This is a genomic window from Sneathiella chinensis (assembly GCF_012720115.1).
In the GTDB taxonomy this organism is placed as follows: Bacteria; Pseudomonadota; Alphaproteobacteria; order Sneathiellales; family Sneathiellaceae; genus Sneathiella; species Sneathiella chinensis.
The window spans coordinates 824,149-841,856 of record NZ_VNWN01000002.1 but is presented as its reverse complement, the minus strand read 5'-3'; the positions used below and the strand labels follow the sequence as shown (position 1 = coordinate 841,856).

The window sequence follows — 17,708 nt, the reverse complement described above, 5'->3', positions numbered from 1 at the left end:
CAGCGACAACAGGCGCGGTCCCTAGCCCAGCAGATGTCGGCTGAGGGACCGCCCCAGAAATCGCATCTTCGTCCCCAAGGGGAAGCGCTTGAAATTCGTCTTCACGGTTCCCTTCGTGAAGGCCGTCTTCTTGGAATAGTCAATTTCCACATTGACGATAACCGGCTTTCCGCCCTTGGCAAGGTGCTGGGCCTGCCGAATAATATCCACGGGCGTATCAATCCCGCTCAAGGACAGATATTCCGCCCCGGTGGCCTGCGCCACGCCGGACACATCCAACCCGCCAAGAACGGTACAGGGTTTCCGGTTATAGGGGATCGACTGGGCCTGTGAGATCTGGGACAACTCCCCATCATTGAACACATAAAAAACCACCCCCAGATTATTCCGGCTGGCTGTCAGGATTTCCATGCAGGTCATGGTAAAGGCCCCATCCCCGACAATGGCCGCAACCGTTCTGTCCGGATTGGCCAGCTTCGCCCCGATTGCCGCCGGGACCGCATATCCCATGCAATTGAAATCCGTTGGACTGATAAACCCCTTCGGATCATGAATGGGCATCAGTTCGGCCGTCAAAAATGTGTGGTTGCCATCATCCACCACCAGAATGCCATCATCCGGCAATTCCGCCCGCAACCCATCAAAGAACCCCAGCGGGTTGACCCGGCCATTGCTGTCATGCTCCAGCCATTCCTGTCGGTATGCCTGCTTCGCCTCCCGAATATGGGTGCGAATACGGTCACCATCCCGCAGGCCCTGCCCGGCATCATTGCCAAGGCGCTGGCACAATTCCGCCAACACGGCAGCGGCATCACCCGCTATGCCCACAGCCGCCGGAAAATTGGCCCCGATCACATCCGGGTTGATATCAATATGGATCAGGTTTTCCGGGACACTGACCCCGAAGCTACCCGTCGGGATTTCCCCAAACCGGGTCCCCACAGCCAGCAGGCAATCGCATTCCTGAAAGGCTTCTCTGGCGGCGGGCACCGCAGACGGGCCAAAGCCCATGCCCGTATGCAGGGGGTGGTTTGACGGAAACACGGAAACCCCCTGCAAGGTTGTTGAGACCGGCGCATCCAGCCGATCCGCCAGCGCCACCAGACAATCCTGCGCCCCGGCCGCACCCCAACCGGCAAAAATGGCCGGATGTTTCGCCTGCCGCAGCAGCGCGACCGCCCGCTCAATTTCGTGTTCAAGCCCGCGCACCGTGGCGGCCTCAACAGGCTGATATTCCGGCAGTGCCTTCACTTCTGCGGTCAGAAGCTGGATATTGACCGGAATTTCCACGAAAACCGGGCCCGGCTCTCCCATGGTTGCCGTCCGGTAGGCCTCATACAGAACCGGGATCACCTCTTCGTGGGTGTTGACCATGAACGTTTTCTTCGTCAGCCCTGCCATAAAGGCATGCTGGTCCATTTCATGAAGCTGATAGCGATACTCGAGGTCGTTGCGCACGCCGCCGCAAATGACCAGCATGGGGATACCGTCCAGCAACGCCTCGCCAATGCCGCTGGCGGCGTGGGTGAGCCCGGCGGCAGGCACCACCACCATGGTGCCAATACTGCCGCCAACCCGGCTGACCGCATCCGCCATGAATGCCCCGCCCCCTTCATGGGTCACCATGATGGGGGTGATTTGCCGGGAACTGTTCAGTTGGTCATACAGTTCCGTATTATGGACACCGGGTATCCCGAAGGTGAATTTTACGCCCAGTTGCTCCAGGGCATGAACAGCCAGTTCCGCGCCGGTCTTCTTCATCATCCTACCTTCTTCAAAATTGACTTTGCCGCATACAGGGATGTCAGCATACAGCCCCCAAGAAATGTTCCCTCCAGGGCCCTTTTGCCATGCACACCGCCGCCGCCAAAACCGGCGGCTTCCCCAACGGCGTAAAGACCTTCCAGCGGCGCGCCCGCCTGATTCAGAACCTGCCCCTCCAGATCGGTCTGCATCCCTCCCAGACTTTTCCGGCTGATCACAAACTGGCGAATGGCAATCAGGGGCAGGGCCTTGGGGTCCAGTATTTTCTGCGCCTTGCACATCCGCACCCGGTCCCCCCGATACTGCCGAAGGTGGGTCAGTCGCCTGATCTGCTCGTCATTTCGAAGTGAAGCCGGCCTGTCAAACTGGGCATCATAAGTGCGGATATCCGCCTCCATCCCCTCGGCATCAATGGGGATGCCGCCGCCAAGGGCATTCATCTTCTCGGCCAGTTCCGGCACCGAGGACGCGGTGACAAAATCCACGCAATGATCCAGCATATCGGTCACCAGTGGCTTGTTCCCGAACAGGATCGTCCGCAGGAAGGAAAACAGTTTGCGGTCTCGGATGGCGGGGTTGAACTCCGCCCCTGAAATGGCCAGTTCCTTCAGCGCGATTTTCAGGTTCAGGATGGCCCATGAATATTTATGGTCCTGCTGACACACCCGGCGCACCAGTTCAAAGGTATCATAGCCGGAAACCAGTGGTTCCGGTCCGAACCGCCGCCCCCGCGCATCCATCCACAGGGACGATTTGGTCGGCACCAGACTCAATCCATGGCGTGGTTTTCGCGGCCTTGGATGATGAACCCCGGCGGCGTAATCCCACGCCAGATCCATATGGGTCACCTGCCCGCCCAGCGCCCGAACCCTGTCATGCAGAACGCCATCGGCATATTTATGAGATCCGTTCAACAGGGTCTCGGGCGGCTCTCCTCCCCAGTCGGCGGACCAGTTTTCCCTAATTTTGGCGTCATTCCCGTTAATGCCGCCGGTCGCCAGCACCGTGATCGGGGCGCAATATTCGAACGCCTCCCCGGTTTCCTCTAAGACACCGGCCACACCGGTTACCGCGCCGCCTTCCCGGACAAGATCCGTGACCTTGGCCCGGAACAGAAGCGTTATCAGCCCTGTGGCACGACAGGCGTTCAAGGCATCCCGATACGTGACAGCAAGCCTGTGCCCCGTTCCCCAGACCATGTGAAACCGCGGCACGGAGTTTCCGGGCTGATACTGGCCCCGCTCCACCCAGTTGACGACGGGCATAAACGACACTCCGCGCGCCGTAACCTTCTCAAGGATATCGGGGACACTGCGTTCAATATAGGTACGAGCCCATTGGCGCGGGATATGATCATCCGCCCCGAATTCGGCGAAGCGGCACCAGTCCTGATAGGCCAGATCGGCATTATCACGGATTTTGGCTTTTCTTTGCTGCGGACTGTCCACAAAGAACATGCCCCCGAAACTTTCCTTGGCAAGGCCGCCGAAATTCTTTTCCTCATCCCGGTCGATCAGCAGGACCTTGCGCCCCTTCTCAACCAGTTCCAGCGCGGTTGCGATCCCGGCGATGCCGCCTCCCACGACAATCACATCGTATTTTCCGTTCGACATGGTTCCGTTTTTTGTTGTTTCTCCCCCTTGCATAATGTGATTCAAATTCAGAAAAGTAAAATATTCTATTCATCCTGCCCTGATCGTCATTTTTTACTGACTTTAGTTTTAGTTTAATATCTTTTGGGATATGAAAGACGCCATATTACCCTCGTGATCAGGATTACCCCTTGAAGAAGACGCCGGACCAGAATCCAACCCCCTCCCCCGACAATCAGATCGAAGCGCTACAGCAGGAAATCGCCACCTTAAAAAAGAACAATCGGGACCTTGAAAGGGAACTTGAACTGGTGCGCCTGCAAGGCAGGCTGGACAGGGCGCCGCATGTGACCGGACATGCCCTACACCGACTTACTTTGGAAAATGCCTTCAACCTGCTGCAGATTTGCCCGTTCCCCATTCTGGTGACAGGGCACCCTGGGGGCGAGGTCCTGTTTGCCAACGATATTTTGTGCCGGGGCATCCAGATCAAGCCGGAAGACCTTATCGGGCTGAATTCCCATACCTTCTATAAAAGCCAGTTTGAGCATGACAGCCTGATGGTTGAGGTTCTGGCAAATGGCTACGCCTTCAACAAGACCATCCGCTTTCAGATCAACGAACACCAGATGTTCGACACCGTCCTTTTTATTCAGTTGATGGAAATTGACGGATATAGCGTGGCTGTCTCGGCCCTGATGGATATTACAAACCACATCGAGGTCCAAAGACAGTTGCGGGAAAGCGAGGAGCGCCACCGACTTGTGGTGGAAAATGCACCGGAAGCCATTGTTCTCTGGAACAGCAGCCTGAAAACCGTCATGACCGCCAATAAAAGTGCGGTTGATCTTTTTGGATACACCCATGACGACTTCCTGACCATTGACCTGACCAATCTAAGCCCCGAATTCCAGAAGGGGGCGACAAAGTCCAGCACCCTATTCAGAAAATACATGCGTCAGGCCCTGTCCGGGGATATTCCGGTCTTTGAATGGGAATTCCTTTGCAAGGACGGTAAAAAATTTCTCTGCGAGGTTCGCTTCATTGCCTATGAACTGAACGGTGTGACCTTTGTACAGAGCAGCATCATCGAGATCGGCGAGAAGCGAAAGCTGGAGGCCCAGTTGCAACGCCATCAACGCCTTCAGGTTCTGGGGCGCCTGACCGGCGGGATCGCCCATGACTTCAACAATATCCTTGCGGTCATTTCGGGGCATACAGAACTTCTGGAAGAGAAATACAGAGATGAGGATGCCCAAACCCTGCGCATGCTCGATAAGGTTCTGAGCGCATCACAGCGGGGCGGACAACTGACCCAGAAACTGCTGGCCTATTCCCGCAATCAGCCGATGATGCCCAAGCTGATTGATACGAACCGGGAAATCAGGGATTTGGCCAGCATCCTGCAAAGCCAGTTGGGGCCGGCCATTTCACTGGTCCTGAAATGTGAGGCCGACACAGGTCCGTGCCGGGTGGACCCGGTCCGTCTTGAAAGCGTCCTGCTGAACCTGTGTCTGAATGCAAAGGATTCCATGCCCGGCGGCGGCACTCTGACCATCACCACCGGCAACGTGACACTGGACGATGATTATGCGGCAGGTGAACCGGATTTGACAGCCGGTGACTATATCCTGATCACGGTCACGGACACCGGCGAGGGGATCGCCGATGCGGATATAGATCATGTCTTCGACCCCTTCTTCACCACAGAGGATTTCGGGCAGAAGTCGGGGATGGGTCTCAGCATGGTCTTTGGTTTCGCCAAGCAGTCCAGCGGCCATGTGTCAATCTATAGCGAAATCGGGCACGGAACCGTCGTCCGCCTCTACCTGCCCCGTCAGGGAGCCGATCAGGAGGCCGCGGAAAAAGCCCCCCTGCCCTCGCCGCGCCTGCACCCTCAGCAAACAATCCTTCTGGTCGAGGACAACCCGGATATCCGGGTCCTGACGCTGGCCATGCTGCGCAGCATGAATTACACGGTTCTGGAAGCCGCAAGCGGTGAAACGGCCCTTGCCATCCTGTCGGCAACAACCGGCATCAACCTGTTGATCACGGATTTCATTCTGGAGGGCGACATGAACGGCGAAGACATTGCCTCCGCCGCCCGCAAACAGGATCCGGACCTGCCGGTCCTCTATATTTCAGGGTATCCGAGGGATGTCCTTGAAAACCATGCCACACTGGACGCAGATGCCACAGTCCTGCAAAAACCGTTCAGAAAGAACGACCTTTCCGACAAGATTCTGGAAACCCTGAGCAAAGCAACCCTTATGCCCCGGAGAACATGAAGTCCACAGGCACAACCTTGTCATCCAGCGTAACCATAGCCGTTTGCGGGGCTGTCTCGGACAGCAATTTTCCGCGCCGGTAAACCCGGAGACGGGCCGGGCGCAGACGCAAGGCCTCGATCTCGTCCCGTGCCTGCAGAACCACAAAGTCGGCATTGCACCCGACGGCAAGACCGTACCCGTCCAGCCCCAACGCCCGGGCGCCATTTTCCGTCACAGCACGGAACATGGCCCGCATATCGTCTTGCCCGGTCATCTGGCCCACATGCAGCCCCATGGAGGCCACCTCCAGCATGTCGTGACTGCCAAGGGAATACCACGGGTCCATGACGCAATCATGGCCACACGCCACATTCAGGCCCGCTGCCATCAATTCCCGCACCCGGGTCATGCCCCGCCGCTTGGGGTAGGTGTCATGACGTCCCTGCAGGGTGATGTTGATCAGCGGGTTGGCGACCACGTTCAGGTCCGCTTCCGCCATCAACGGGATCAGCTTGGACACATAATAATTATCCATGGAATGCATGGATGTCAGATGCGATCCTGTCACCCGACCTTCAAGGCCGAACCGCACTGTTTCGCGGGCCAGACTTTCCACATGGCGGGAATGGGGGTCATCGCTTTCATCACAATGCATATCCACCCGAAGCCCTCGGTCCGCCGCAAGGCGGCAGAGGGCCGCAACCGACTCCGCACCTTCCTGCATGGTGCGTTCAAAATGCGGAATGCCGCCCACCACATGAACACCCTTGTCCAGCGCCCGGATCAGCAACTCTTCTGCCTTGGGGTCGCGGTAAAAGCCATCCTGCGGGAAGGCCACCAGTTGCAAGTCCAGATAGGGCGCAATCTCGCGGGAGACCTCCAGCAGGGCATCCACCGCCACAAGGCTTTCGTCACAAATATCCACATGAGAGCGGATCGCAAGGTTGCCGCGAGCAATCGCCCAGTAACAGAGCTTGTGCGCCCGTTCCTTGATATCCTCGGCGGTAAGAAGCGGCTTGGCCTCGGCCCAGATCTGGATCCCTTCCAGCAGAGTGCCGGACTGGTTGATCCGGGGCCGTCCATAACTGAGGGTCGCATCCATGTGGAAATGGCTATCCACGAACGGGGCGGTCACCAGATATCCGCCCGCATCATATTCTGACCGGGCTTCCCCCTCGATTTTCGGGGCAACCTCGACAATTTTTCCGTCCCGGACGGCAAAATCAGTCAAGGTCTCGGTCTGGCCCGCAAGGCGGGCGTTGCGTACAATCAGATCAAGCATGGTGTCTTTCCTTTATCTTTGTCCGCGGCGGAACGGAACCAGAAGCGCCTTGGGATAGGCCGCCTTTCTGGACATGATGATCAGCGCCAGAATACTGAACAGATAGGGCATCATCAGATAGAACTGGTAGGGAATGAAGGACGCACTGGACTGCTGCACCCGGATCTGGATGGCATCGAACGCAGCAAACAAGACGGCACCCAACAGCGCCTTTCCCGGCTTCCATGAGGCAAAGATCACCAGCGCCACACAAATCCAGCCGCGCCCGTTGATCATGTCGAAATAGAACGCATCAAAGACCGAAATCGTCAAAAACGCCCCGCCAACGGCCATGAAACCACTGCCCACGGTAACGGCAGCCGTTCTGACGCGGTAAACATCAATGCCCTGCACCTCGACGGCCATGGGGTTTTCCCCAACCATGCGAACCGCCAGCCCGACAGGGGTCTTGTACAGCACATAGGCCACCACAATCACCAGCACAAAGGCCAGATAGGTCAGGGGCGACTGGGTGAACAGGGCCTCGCCCAGAACCGGAATGTCCGACAGGAACGGAATGGGTTCCAGTTCAAACGGTTCGATCTTCGGCGGTGTTGTTACCCCCGGCAGCAACATGCGGAAAGAGAAATAACTCAGCGATGTGGCAAGCAGCGTAATCCCGATGCCGGTCACATGCTGGGACAGCCCCATATAGACCGAGAACATGCTGTGCAGATAGCCAAACAACATCCCAAAGGCGGCCGCGACCAGCACCGCCGTCCACAGGTCACCACCCTGATAGACCCACATCCACGCCACCATGGCGCCTGTGGTCATGATCCCCTCAATCCCGAGGTTCAGAACCCCGGCCCGCTCGCAGATCAATTCGCCCAGTGTTCCAAAAATGAGGGGCGTCGCCATCCTCACGGTTGCGGCCCAGAAGCCGACATTCAGGAACATATCCAGTAAATCCATCTTCGGTCTCCTATCGCCAGCGAATACGCATACGGGTCAACATCACCGCCAGCATCACCATCAGAAGCGATGCCGCCGTGATCACGTCAGCGATATAATTTGAAACATCCATGGTGCGGCTCATGCTGTCCGCGCCGTTATAGATGCCGGCAATAAACAGGGCCGCCACAATAACACCCAGCGGGTTCAAGCCTGCCAGCATGGCAACGGCAATGCCCGTATACCCAAACCCCGGCGAAATATCGAGGGTCAGGTACCCCTTGGTTCCGGCCACTTCAGTCACCCCGGCGCAGGCGGCAAGCCCCCCGGAAATCAGGGCGGTTCGAATAACGGTTTTATTGATGGGAATACCGGCAAAGCGCGCCGCATCCACATTATGACCGACAGCGCGAATTTCCAGCCCCCAGCGGGTTTTCGTCATCAGGATGAACACACAGACCGCCGCGATCAGCGAAAAGATCAGCCCCCCATGCAGCCGGGTCTTGGCCACCAGATTGGGCAAGACCCCTTCATCAATAATCGGGGCCCCTTGTGGCCATCCCATGGACATGGGGTCTTTCCACGGACCAAACAGCAGATAGTTCGCCAGCAGCAGAATGATGAAGTTCAGCAACAGGGTCGTCACCACCTCATCCACCTTGAGGCGGGTTTTCAGCAGCGCCGGAACCAGCAGCAACACGCCCCCGGCAATGGCCCCGACCAGAAACAGGAACGGGATCATCAGGGGCATGGGAAGCGACACCAGACCAGTGCCGAAATAGGTGGCGGCCAACGCCCCCATGTAAAGCTGTCCCTCGCCGCCGATATTCCATAACTTGGCCCGGAAGGCCACCGCCGCCGCCAGTCCCGTCAGGATCAGCGGGGTGGCCCGGACAAGGGTTTCCGAAATGGCGAAACGGGAGCCAAACGCCCCCTTGACCAGCGCCACATAAGATTCCAGCAGCGGCGCCCCGGCCCACGCAATCAGTCCGCCGCTCAGGATCAGCACCACAACAACCGCCAGAACCGGCGCTGAAATGGTCATCCAGAGGGGGGTATTGGTTCTTGGCTCCAAAATCATGTTACATCTCCGTCCCGGCTGCCGTGAAGGTTTCGCCGCTCATCAACAGTCCCAGTTGCTGCAACGTGACATCCTCAACCGGCATGGGCGCACTGACCTGCCCGTGATACATGACAACCACCTGATCGGAAACCGCCAGCAATTCTTCCAGATCCTCTGAAATCAGCAACACACCCGCGCCTCTCTCTTTCGCCTTGAAAAGCTGTTCATGCACAAAGGTGGCCGCCCCCACATCCAGTCCGCGGGTCGGTTGGTTGGCCAGAATGATATCCGGGTTGTTTTCCAGAACCCGGGCCAGAATGACCTTTTGCATGTTCCCGCCGGACAGGCCCCGGACAATGGTCTCCGGTCCGCCGCCGCGAATATCAAACGCCTTGATCATTTTCCGGGCATGGGCGGCAATCTCGCCTGCCCGCATCCAGCCGCGCCGGGAAAATCTGGGGTTGGTATAATCCTCAAGGATCAGGTTTTCCGACACCGTGAAATCCCCGACCACACCCTGCAGGTGGCGGTCTTCCGGCACACGCCCGACGCCTTTTGCAACCATGCTCCGGGGGTCAAAGACACGGACGGCCTCCCCCTTCACCGCAACCTGCCCCTCGGTCGGGGGCAACAAGCCGGAGATCAGGTCCGACAGGGCCTTCTGGCCGTTGCCGGAAACCCCGGCCATGCCAATGATCTGTTTGCTTCGCAGGGTCAGCGACACCTTTTTCAGGACCGCCTGTCCCTGTTCGTCCCGGGCACTGGCCTCTGCGATCTGCAGGACCGGCTCGCCGGGTTCCATTTCTGTTCTTTTCGGCTGGGGAATGGTCTCCCCGACCATTTTTTCCGCAATGATTTCACGTGAGGCTTCGGCCACCGGGAATTCTGCAACCAGTTGTCCGTGCCGCAAAACCGCGATCCGATCCGCGATCTGCATCACTTCGCCCAGCTTGTGCGAAATGAAAATCACGGACAGTCCCCGGGCGATCATATCCTTTAGGGTGGCAAAAAGCTGGTCTGTTTCCTGCGGCGTCAGAACCGCCGTGGGTTCATCCAGAATAAGCACCCGTGCCCCACGATACAGGGCCTTCAGAATTTCGACCCGTTGTTTTTCCCCAACGGTCAGCGCCGAAACAAGGGCATCCGGATTGACCTCCAGCCCAAACTCCTGCGACAGGGATTGTAATTTCTGACGAGCGGCAGCTCGCGCCTGACGGACCCGCCACAGGCTTTCCGTTCCAAGGATCACATTGTCCAGAACCGTCAGGTTGTCCGCCAGCGTGAAATGCTGGTGAACCATACCCACGCCCAGTGCAATGGCCTCTGCCGGATTACCGGCCTCAAGGCGCTTTCCGAACACCTCCACATGGCCTTCATCCGCTGTGTAATGGCCAAAGATAATGTTCATCAATGTGGTTTTACCGGCTCCGTTCTCGCCCAAAAGCGAGAGAACCTTTCCCTTTTCAAGGGAGAAACTGATGGATGAATTGGCGGTCAGGGTTCCAAAACGCTTGGTCACCCCCTCTACCCGCAAAACAATCTCTGACTGGCTCACACTGCCCGCCCCCGTTTATGAAAGAGGCGGGTTTGTCACCCGCCTCGTCTGGATCAGAATGTGGATTTCGGCTCGTTGTCGTTTATGTCGACAACCAGTTCACCCGACATGATTTGCTTGGTCAGTTCCGCAACCTTGTCCTTGGTTGCCTGATCGATCCGGGAATCGAACTCATAGAACGGGGACAGGCTGGCGCCGCCCTTCTGCATCATGGTCCATTCCTTGTAATTAGCTGCAACGAAGGTGCCCGCCTTGACATCGGCAACCGCGTTCGCGATCGCGTTTTCCATGTGCCACAGGGCACTGGCCACAACCACGTCCTTGCCGTTTTCTTCCTTGTTCATGTCATTGACGTTACCAAAGGCCAGAATGCCTTTTTCACGGGCAGCATCGACAACGCCGGCGCGTTCCGCATACAGGATGTCCACACCGGACTCAACCTGGGCGTAGGCAAATTCCTTGGCTTTCGGCGGATCATACCAGGACCCGATGAAGGAAACCTTGAACTCCACATCCGGGTTGACGGATTTGGCACCAGCCATGAAGGCATGGAACAGACGGTTCACTTCACCGATCGGGTAGCCACCGATCATGCCAATCTTGTTGGTCTTGGTCATGGAACCGGCAATAACACCCATCAAATAGCAAGGCTCATGAATGTAGTTGTCGAACACGGCAAAATTCTCGCCGTGCTTGTCGCCGGGATCGCCCATCAGGAACGCGACCTCAGGATAATCATCCGCAACCTTGCGCGCTTCACGGCTGATCCCGAAGGCTTCGCCAACGATCAGCTTGACGCCGCTTTCCGCATATTCCCGCATAACCCGGACATAATCAGTATTGGCAACCTTCTCAGAGTAGACATACTCGATCTGGCCTTCCTTTTCTGCGGCAACCAGCGCACGGTGCAGGGTGCCTGCCCATTTCTGCTGTACCGGAACGGTATAAATACCGGCGACCTTGATCGTTTCAGCCTGGGCGGCCGAGACGCTGACGAATGTCGCAAAAGCAACAAAAGCAGCCGTTAAGAACCTCGCTATTCCCATCTTCGCTCTCCTTGTTTGGTGCGGCACAGTGCCGAAACCCGTTTTTTCTATCCTGTCTTCCGCTGTTACAAATTCCGTGCCAAGGGCCTTGTTTGTTTTCTGACTGGCAAAAAAAGACCACCAAATTTGACCAAACGGTCAATTTCTTGGCAGTTCACACAAGTCCGACACAGTAATCCAGCATTTGGAACCCAGTTGAATTCGTGGGATTAAATACGGTTATTAGAAAGCGGTTGCAAATATTTCTGTCAGGCTGACACCAATTTAGGCAAAGATCAAGAACCGGCCTTGCCGAAACCGGCCCGGATACTCTCGTCCGGGATCAGCTTTTTTCAAGGAAAAGCAGGCGAATTCCCAGCCCGGCCAGCATGGTTCCCGACAGGCGGGCAATCCACTTTGCGGCGCCCGGACGCTGTAACAATACCTGACCGGCCCGGCCCGCGAAAATCCCGACCGCCCCGTTGATGAAGATTCCCGTCAGGCTGAACAGGAAGCCAAGGAAAAAGATCTGAACGGCCATGCTCCCCGTCTCCGGGTTGGTAAACTGCGGCAGGAAGGCAATGAAGAACAGGGCGACCTTGGGGTTGAAGATATTGGTCAACATTCCCTGGCGGAACAGACGCACCAGCCCCGTCCCCTTCGACCCACGGGACATCAGGAAGGTATCGTCCGCCCGCAGGCTGCGAAGACCGATCCAGACCAGATAGGCGGCCCCGGCAAAGCGCAATATATCAAAGGCCATATCCGATGCGGCCACCACAGCCGACACCCCAATCGCCGCCAGGGTGGAATGCACCACGCCCCCGCAACTGATCCCGGCGGCCGAGATCATACCCGCGCGGGCGCCCTGCCGCATACCATTAGCGGCTGTAAACAGCATATCCGGCCCCGGTGTGATATTCAGGGCCAATGCCGCCACAAGAAACAACCCCAGTTGCGCGCTTTCCAGCATCATCTACGCTCCAGACCGTTCGGGAGGGGCTCACGCCCGTTTACGTCCCGCAAAAAGCATCAATCCGGCCAGCACAAAGCAAATTGCCGCGACAGTCAATTTAGAAATACTAATAGGCGCTACATTCTCCCGAACCATAAGGCGAGCCTCAAGAACCTGCCCTGAACGGGGGGACAGGGACCACTCCGCCAGATAGGCGCCCTCTGTCTCTACCGGGAAGGTGCCGATAACATGATTCTGCCGATCGGTGACAAACCCGCTGCCCCGATCCTCCCGGCTGACCACATTGCGGCCATCCCCGGACAGAACCGTTCTCCCGGCCGGTCCCTTGACCGACACCTGATAGCCATAGGCCTCGTTCTGGTCGGCCACCAGATCAACCCGATACCGGACGGACAGGATCACACGCACCGGCGACTGGGCGCGGGACAACATCACGGGCGGGGCCGCTCCCTCCCCTGCTCCCGCAATCGGGAACCGGACGACCTCACGGCCGCTTGTCTCATACTGATGAAATGCCAGCCCGGCCATCCCCACCGACACCAACAACAAAACCAGCACCCCAACCTTCCGCATCCCATCCCCCTCGCATCTCAAGACGATGAAACGCACCCTACCGCACCGACCCGCCTCCGCCAACTTTTAGTGAAATGGAAAGAATGAAAGACGCCAGCACATACGAATGCTCTCCCTTGTAATGCCAAGTCGATCCAATCGTCGACTAACGCCCACGCAGAAACGATTCCCGCATTGCGAGTTTTTATGATAAAATTTACTCTCTCAATACGAGGATAGGCACTGCCAAGGGCTGGATGTATTTGAGCGGCGCCACGGGTGGGTGCGCGTAACGGATTATTACAACGCATCCTGTAAAAGCGGACGAAGTGATTATGTGGACGCTGGGAACAGTCGATGTGCACCGGACAATGGCATCACAGGCGGCAAGTTCGCTGAATGGGTATCTGCGAAATTCTTATCAGAAACCCGCCCGCCTGATCCAGCAGAAGGCGCGAGCAGCGCCGAAGCGCTGATTGCCAAGTCCGACGACTTTGCACGATATCGTACGCAGTTCGCGAATGCTGCACGGTCGCTTATAGACCAGAGACGATGCACTGAGGGCGAATTTCACGAAAATGGCGGTTGGGTGAAGTCATCGAAACATCGCAACCAACCAATCTACTTTATGTATTGTGGCGGACTAACTACCGCAAACAGGCTTTATCTAAATGCTGAGACTGGAAAAATATTCCGCTAGACGAATAATGCCACTCGAATTGTCATAGCAAGATTTCAGCACCGATGAAGGCCTGAGATGGCATCTCTTGGATTACTTATCGTATATGGGGGGGGAAGTGGTGCCCAGGGGCGGATTCGAACCACCGACACGCGGATTTTCAATCCGCTGCTCTACCAACTGAGCTACCTGGGCTTACCGGTCTGGAGAGTTGTGATCTCCGTAAGGAAGCTGGGTTATAGAAGATATTATCGGGGCTGTCCATACCCCAAAAAGCAAAAAACAAAAAAAATTCCGGGGCGCTCAATATGACGCCCCGAAACCCTTTAAAACTCTGGCTTTCAGCGGTTTTCCCATTCCTCATCATTGGTCGGGGCGGGCTCATCCGACGGGATGACGTAGCTTTCATTCAGCCATCGCCCAAGATCGACCTGCTGGCACCGCTTGGAACAAAAGGGGCGATAGGTGGCATCTGTCGGCTTGCCGCATTGCGGGCATGTACGCTGATTACCGGTTTTCTTTGTCACGATGATTTCCTTGTTACCAAAATCCGATGGGGCCTGCTCAAATGGCGGTCAGGACAGGGTATAGTCCCGCTCTCCCAACGTGTCATCAAGTTGGTATTCTAGCCGAACCCCAAGGGCCTTTTCCAGCCGGGGGCCATAATTTTCCAGAAACCGCCGGACGGCCCCGCCCCCTGCGACCGCGATCACCGGCTTCTTCGCCTGCCGCGAGAATGCCCGAACGGCCCGCGCCAGCCGCGATGCCTCCCCCAACGGAAAATGCCCCACCCCCGTATTGAGGGGCATTGCCAGCACCTGCGAGACAGGCCGCGATGTGCGCCGCCGTACCAGCTGCATGAGACCCAGTTCGGTCATGCCCACCACCCGAAGGCTGGCCGGGTCCCGTGCTGCCAGCTCCCGCAAGCGGCGGGTCAGGATATCCGTCTCGCCCCTCGCCTCCATCCGGATGAAGTCCACAATGACAATGCCGGACAAATGACGCAGCCGAAGCTGACGCAGCAGGACTTCGGCTGCGTCAAGATTGGTTTGCAGGGCAACCGACCGCCCCCCTTTTGCAGCAACCAGCCCGCCGGAATTTACATCCGCCACCACCATGGCCTCGGTTTCCTCAAGGGTGATATCGCCGCCGGACGGCAGGGCGACCCGCTTTCGGTCCAGAAGGTCGCATTCTTCTTCGGCGCCGAATTGCTCAAACAGGTCTTCCGCAACCGGGGCAAGCCCGATCTGTTCTGCCCTGATGCCGGAATGACCAAGTTCCGCCTTCAAGGCGTGCAAGGCATCCGCATCATTCACCAAGATAGTGTCATGTTCGGTTACCAACCCGGAAACCATCATGGACAGGGGCGAGAGGTCCGTCAGGTCCCGAACAGCCTTGTCCTGCGCGATGGTCTGTTGCAGGGACTGCCAGCGGCTGATCAGGGCCTGCATTTCACCTGACAGGGTATCGATGGGCACAGACGCAGCGGCACTTCGGACAACGACACCCCCAGCGCTGGTCCCAGCCCCAAGCCCGGACAAGCAGGAGGAAATCTCTGCCCGGACTGCGGCATCCTTGATGGATTTTGCGAAAACAATGCCGCTTCCGAAAGGCTTGAACACCCCATAGCGGCCTTCGAACTGAAGGAAGGCAGAAACCTGAACGCCCTTTTCCCCGGTTCCGTCCTTGAGGACCTGAACCGGCAGCTTCATACCCTCAAACAGGGTTTCGCGGAATTCGGACGGAATATCCTTCAACTGAAGAAACCCCTGCTGGCCGGAAAGCCCCAGATCGACAAAGCAGGCGTCAATATCCTTGCGAACAGCGGTTATCCGGGCCAGAAAAATCCGACCGACCAGTGTTGGGGCATTGGGATCAAGAAAAGCGATATCGGCGAGCCGGTCCCGCTCCATCACCGCAATCCGGGTCAAGAACGGATCCACATCGATCAGGATCTGGCGGCTCATTCCTGATCGGAAGCGGCCAGAGACGATCTTTGCCAGACGTCAAAGCCATTGCCGTTCAAAAGCGCAGCAAGTTCATGCAGGGGCAGCCCGACAATATTGCTGTAGGACCCCTGTATCTGGCGAACGAACAGGCTACCAAGTCCCTGTATGGCATAGGCACCGGCCTTGCCACGCCACTCCCCGCTTTTCAGGTAGCTGGCGATGTCATGCTCCCCAAGCGGTTTGAAGATCACGGCACTGCTGACCACACGGGTAATCTGCCGCCCGGTGGGCAACACCACGCTCATGCCTGTGTAGACCCGGTGACGCCGCCCGGAAAGCAATGTCAGATAGTTACGGGCTTCCCGTTCGTCGCCCGCCTTACCCAGCGCCCGACGTCCAACGGCAACAACCGTATCTGCGGCCAGAACGAAGGCCCCCGTGTGCCGTTCGGCAACTGCCGCCGCCTTTTCATCGGCAAGGCGCGCGGCCAACTGCCGGGGAAGTTCATCCGGCAATGCGTCTTCGGGGATGTCTGCGGGGTCAACCAGATCAGGCTTCAGGCCGATTTGCAGCAGGAGTTCCTGCCGACGCGGTGAAGCGGATGCCAGGATCAGCGGAGGGAAGCTGTCGCTGCTGGCGGACTGTCTGGTCTCGATCTGTTGTTCGCCGCCCCTTGCGGGTGGATTTACAGTTTCACCCATTGCGGCGAAGCCTTACTTGTGACGGAATGTGATACGACCTTTGGTCAAGTCATACGGTGTCATTTCAACAGTTACCTTGTCACCGGCCAGAACACGAATGCGGTGTTTGCGCATCTTGCCTGCCGTATGAGCCAGAACCTCATGATCATTTTCAAGTTTTACGCGAAACGTGGCGTTCGGCAACAGTTCAGTAACCGTTCCCTCAAATTCCAAAAGTTCTTCTTTTGCCATATCTACCTAGTCAGGTTTGTTAAGATTGGGTGCAAAATGCGGCGGCTGTCCGTAAAAATCAAGTATTAGTTTGCTGGAATACCTGCGAAACCTCTCATCAAGGGGCGGAACCGCCACACTGCAGAAAGTAATATAGGACAATTTCAGACCAAGGGGTGCACACTGGGAGAAAAACGTGTCTTGATTTTCTGGTACAAATCATCGCGCACCTGACGAAAGGCGTTCAAGCGCATTTCCCGGTTTCCTTCTACCAGGGACGGATCAACCGTGTTCCAGTCCTCAATATCACAGGCCCAGGTACGGGTCAGTTCCTCGGCCTTTTTATGGGCTTCCGGGGACAGGCAGATAATCAGGTCAAAGGAACTGTCTTCCAGATCATCCAGATTCTTGGCCAGATGATTTTCCGCATCCAGCCCGATCTCGTCCAGCACCTCAATGGCAAATCCATTGATTTCCGTGGCCATCACCCCGGCACTGTCCACATAGATATTCTTTCCGTACAGGCTTTTCATGATCACCTCGGCCATGGCCGAACGGATACTGTTATGGGTACAGGCGAACAGGACGCTTGTGGGCATGGGGGACTGGTCGTTGATCGTCATGCCGGACCCTCGCTCCCGTCAGGAAGCAGGCGGCGCATGGTGCGGGCGTTCATCTCAGCCCCGGATATGCAGCACACAGATCAGGGTAAACAGCCGCCGCGCCGTATCAAAATCCGTTTCAACCTTGCCCTGCAACCTTTCCAGAAGAAGTTCCGACCCTTCGTTGTGAAGGCCCCGCCGCCCCATATCAATGGCCTCGATCTTGGAGGGGGAGGCCGACTTGATGGCCTCGAAATAGCTTTCGCAAACGTGGAAATAATCCTTGATGATGCGGCGGAAGGTAATCACCGGCAACGGCAGGCGCAGCAGCTCGGTTTCGTCATCCTCGCAGCGAATGTCAAAGACCAGCCGGTTGTCCTCGATACTGAGGTGCAGGGAATAGGGCCCCGCCTCCTCATGTCCATGGACAGAAAACTGGTTCAGGTCCAGAAGGTCATAAATTGCCACCTTCCGCTCATGCTCGATGTCAGCGTTTCTCCGAACGACGGATTTCTCGTCCAGGGTAATTTTTGCGATACGCTGACAATCGTTCAT

At 57.1% G+C, this 17,708-nt stretch carries 16 protein-coding genes and 1 tRNA gene; 1 reads left to right on the top strand and 16 read right to left on the bottom strand.

Annotated features, from left to right (window positions below; all coding sequences use genetic code 11):
* Positions 1-21: 21 nt before the first annotated feature.
* Positions 22-1,761 carry a thiamine pyrophosphate-binding protein gene (locus tag FQB27_RS04065; protein ID WP_169560062.1) on the bottom strand — a complete coding sequence of 580 codons (1,740 nt, stop codon included), beginning with the start codon at positions 1,759-1,761 and terminating at the stop codon, positions 22-24.
* The gene (locus FQB27_RS04060; RefSeq protein ID WP_169559568.1) at positions 1,761-3,377 is read right to left on the bottom strand and encodes an FAD-binding dehydrogenase; all 1,617 of its coding nucleotides are present in this window, start codon (positions 3,375-3,377) and stop codon (positions 1,761-1,763) included. The genes FQB27_RS04065 and FQB27_RS04060 overlap by 1 nt, the downstream gene beginning before the upstream one ends.
* A 170-nt stretch (positions 3,378-3,547) precedes the next feature.
* On the opposite strand from FQB27_RS04060, the gene FQB27_RS04055 reads away from it, so the two are divergent.
* The gene (locus tag FQB27_RS04055) at positions 3,548-5,644 is read left to right on the top strand and encodes a hybrid sensor histidine kinase/response regulator (RefSeq protein ID WP_169559567.1); all 2,097 of its coding nucleotides are present in this window, start codon (positions 3,548-3,550) and stop codon (positions 5,642-5,644) included.
* Here FQB27_RS04055 and FQB27_RS04050 read toward each other — a convergent pair.
* The 14 genes from FQB27_RS04050 to FQB27_RS03985 all read right to left on the bottom strand — a co-directional run bounded on the left by FQB27_RS04050 (position 5,625) and on the right by FQB27_RS03985 (position 17,708).
* Positions 5,625-6,908 (bottom strand): amidohydrolase family protein, encoded by a 1,284-nt coding sequence (locus tag FQB27_RS04050; RefSeq protein ID WP_169559566.1) that lies wholly within the window; start codon positions 6,906-6,908, stop codon positions 5,625-5,627. The two genes, FQB27_RS04055 and FQB27_RS04050, sit on opposite strands and share 20 nt — an antisense overlap.
* Before the next feature lie 12 nt (positions 6,909-6,920).
* Positions 6,921-7,862 carry an ABC transporter permease gene (locus FQB27_RS04045; RefSeq protein WP_169559565.1) on the bottom strand — a complete coding sequence of 314 codons (942 nt, stop codon included), beginning with the start codon at positions 7,860-7,862 and terminating at the stop codon, positions 6,921-6,923.
* Between the two features lie 10 nt (positions 7,863-7,872).
* On the bottom strand, positions 7,873-8,922 hold the full coding sequence (locus FQB27_RS04040) for an ABC transporter permease (protein ID WP_169559564.1): 1,050 nt from the start codon (positions 8,920-8,922) through the stop codon (positions 7,873-7,875).
* Between the two features lies 1 nt (position 8,923).
* Complete coding sequence (locus FQB27_RS04035) at positions 8,924-10,459, bottom strand: ABC transporter ATP-binding protein (protein WP_169559563.1); 1,536 nt, start codon at positions 10,457-10,459, stop codon at positions 8,924-8,926.
* A gap of 53 nt (positions 10,460-10,512) precedes the next feature.
* Positions 10,513-11,505, bottom strand: coding sequence for a BMP family protein (locus FQB27_RS04030; protein WP_169559562.1), 993 nt, complete (start codon positions 11,503-11,505; stop codon positions 10,513-10,515).
* 322 nt (positions 11,506-11,827) lie between these two features.
* A complete protein-coding gene (locus tag FQB27_RS04025) occupies positions 11,828-12,460 on the bottom strand; it encodes a LysE family translocator (protein WP_169559561.1) in 633 nt (210 codons plus the stop codon).
* Positions 12,461-12,487: 27 nt separating this feature from the next.
* Positions 12,488-13,033, bottom strand: coding sequence for a hypothetical protein (locus FQB27_RS04020; RefSeq protein WP_169559560.1), 546 nt, complete (start codon positions 13,031-13,033; stop codon positions 12,488-12,490).
* Between the two features lie 777 nt (positions 13,034-13,810).
* Positions 13,811-13,886 (bottom strand) — tRNA-Phe (locus FQB27_RS04015).
* Positions 13,887-14,032: 146 nt separating this feature from the next.
* Positions 14,033-14,218 carry a DNA gyrase inhibitor YacG gene (locus tag FQB27_RS16645; RefSeq protein ID WP_169559559.1) on the bottom strand — a complete coding sequence of 62 codons (186 nt, stop codon included), beginning with the start codon at positions 14,216-14,218 and terminating at the stop codon, positions 14,033-14,035.
* A 48-nt stretch (positions 14,219-14,266) separates the two neighbouring features.
* Positions 14,267-15,658, bottom strand: coding sequence for a ribonuclease E/G (locus FQB27_RS04005; RefSeq protein WP_169559558.1), 1,392 nt, complete (start codon positions 15,656-15,658; stop codon positions 14,267-14,269).
* Positions 15,655-16,341, bottom strand: a complete 687-nt coding sequence (locus FQB27_RS04000) for a Maf family protein (protein WP_169559557.1) — start codon at positions 16,339-16,341, stop codon at positions 15,655-15,657. Before FQB27_RS04000 ends, FQB27_RS04005 begins: the two co-directional genes overlap by 4 nt.
* A gap of 12 nt (positions 16,342-16,353) precedes the next feature.
* The gene (gene infA, locus FQB27_RS03995) at positions 16,354-16,572 is read right to left on the bottom strand and encodes a translation initiation factor IF-1 (RefSeq protein WP_169559556.1); all 219 of its coding nucleotides are present in this window, start codon (positions 16,570-16,572) and stop codon (positions 16,354-16,356) included.
* A gap of 143 nt (positions 16,573-16,715) precedes the next feature.
* A complete protein-coding gene (locus tag FQB27_RS03990) occupies positions 16,716-17,174 on the bottom strand; it encodes an arsenate reductase ArsC (protein ID WP_206374279.1) in 459 nt (152 codons plus the stop codon).
* Between the two features lie 54 nt (positions 17,175-17,228).
* Positions 17,229-17,708 carry a UPF0262 family protein gene (locus FQB27_RS03985; protein WP_169559555.1) on the bottom strand — a complete coding sequence of 160 codons (480 nt, stop codon included), beginning with the start codon at positions 17,706-17,708 and terminating at the stop codon, positions 17,229-17,231.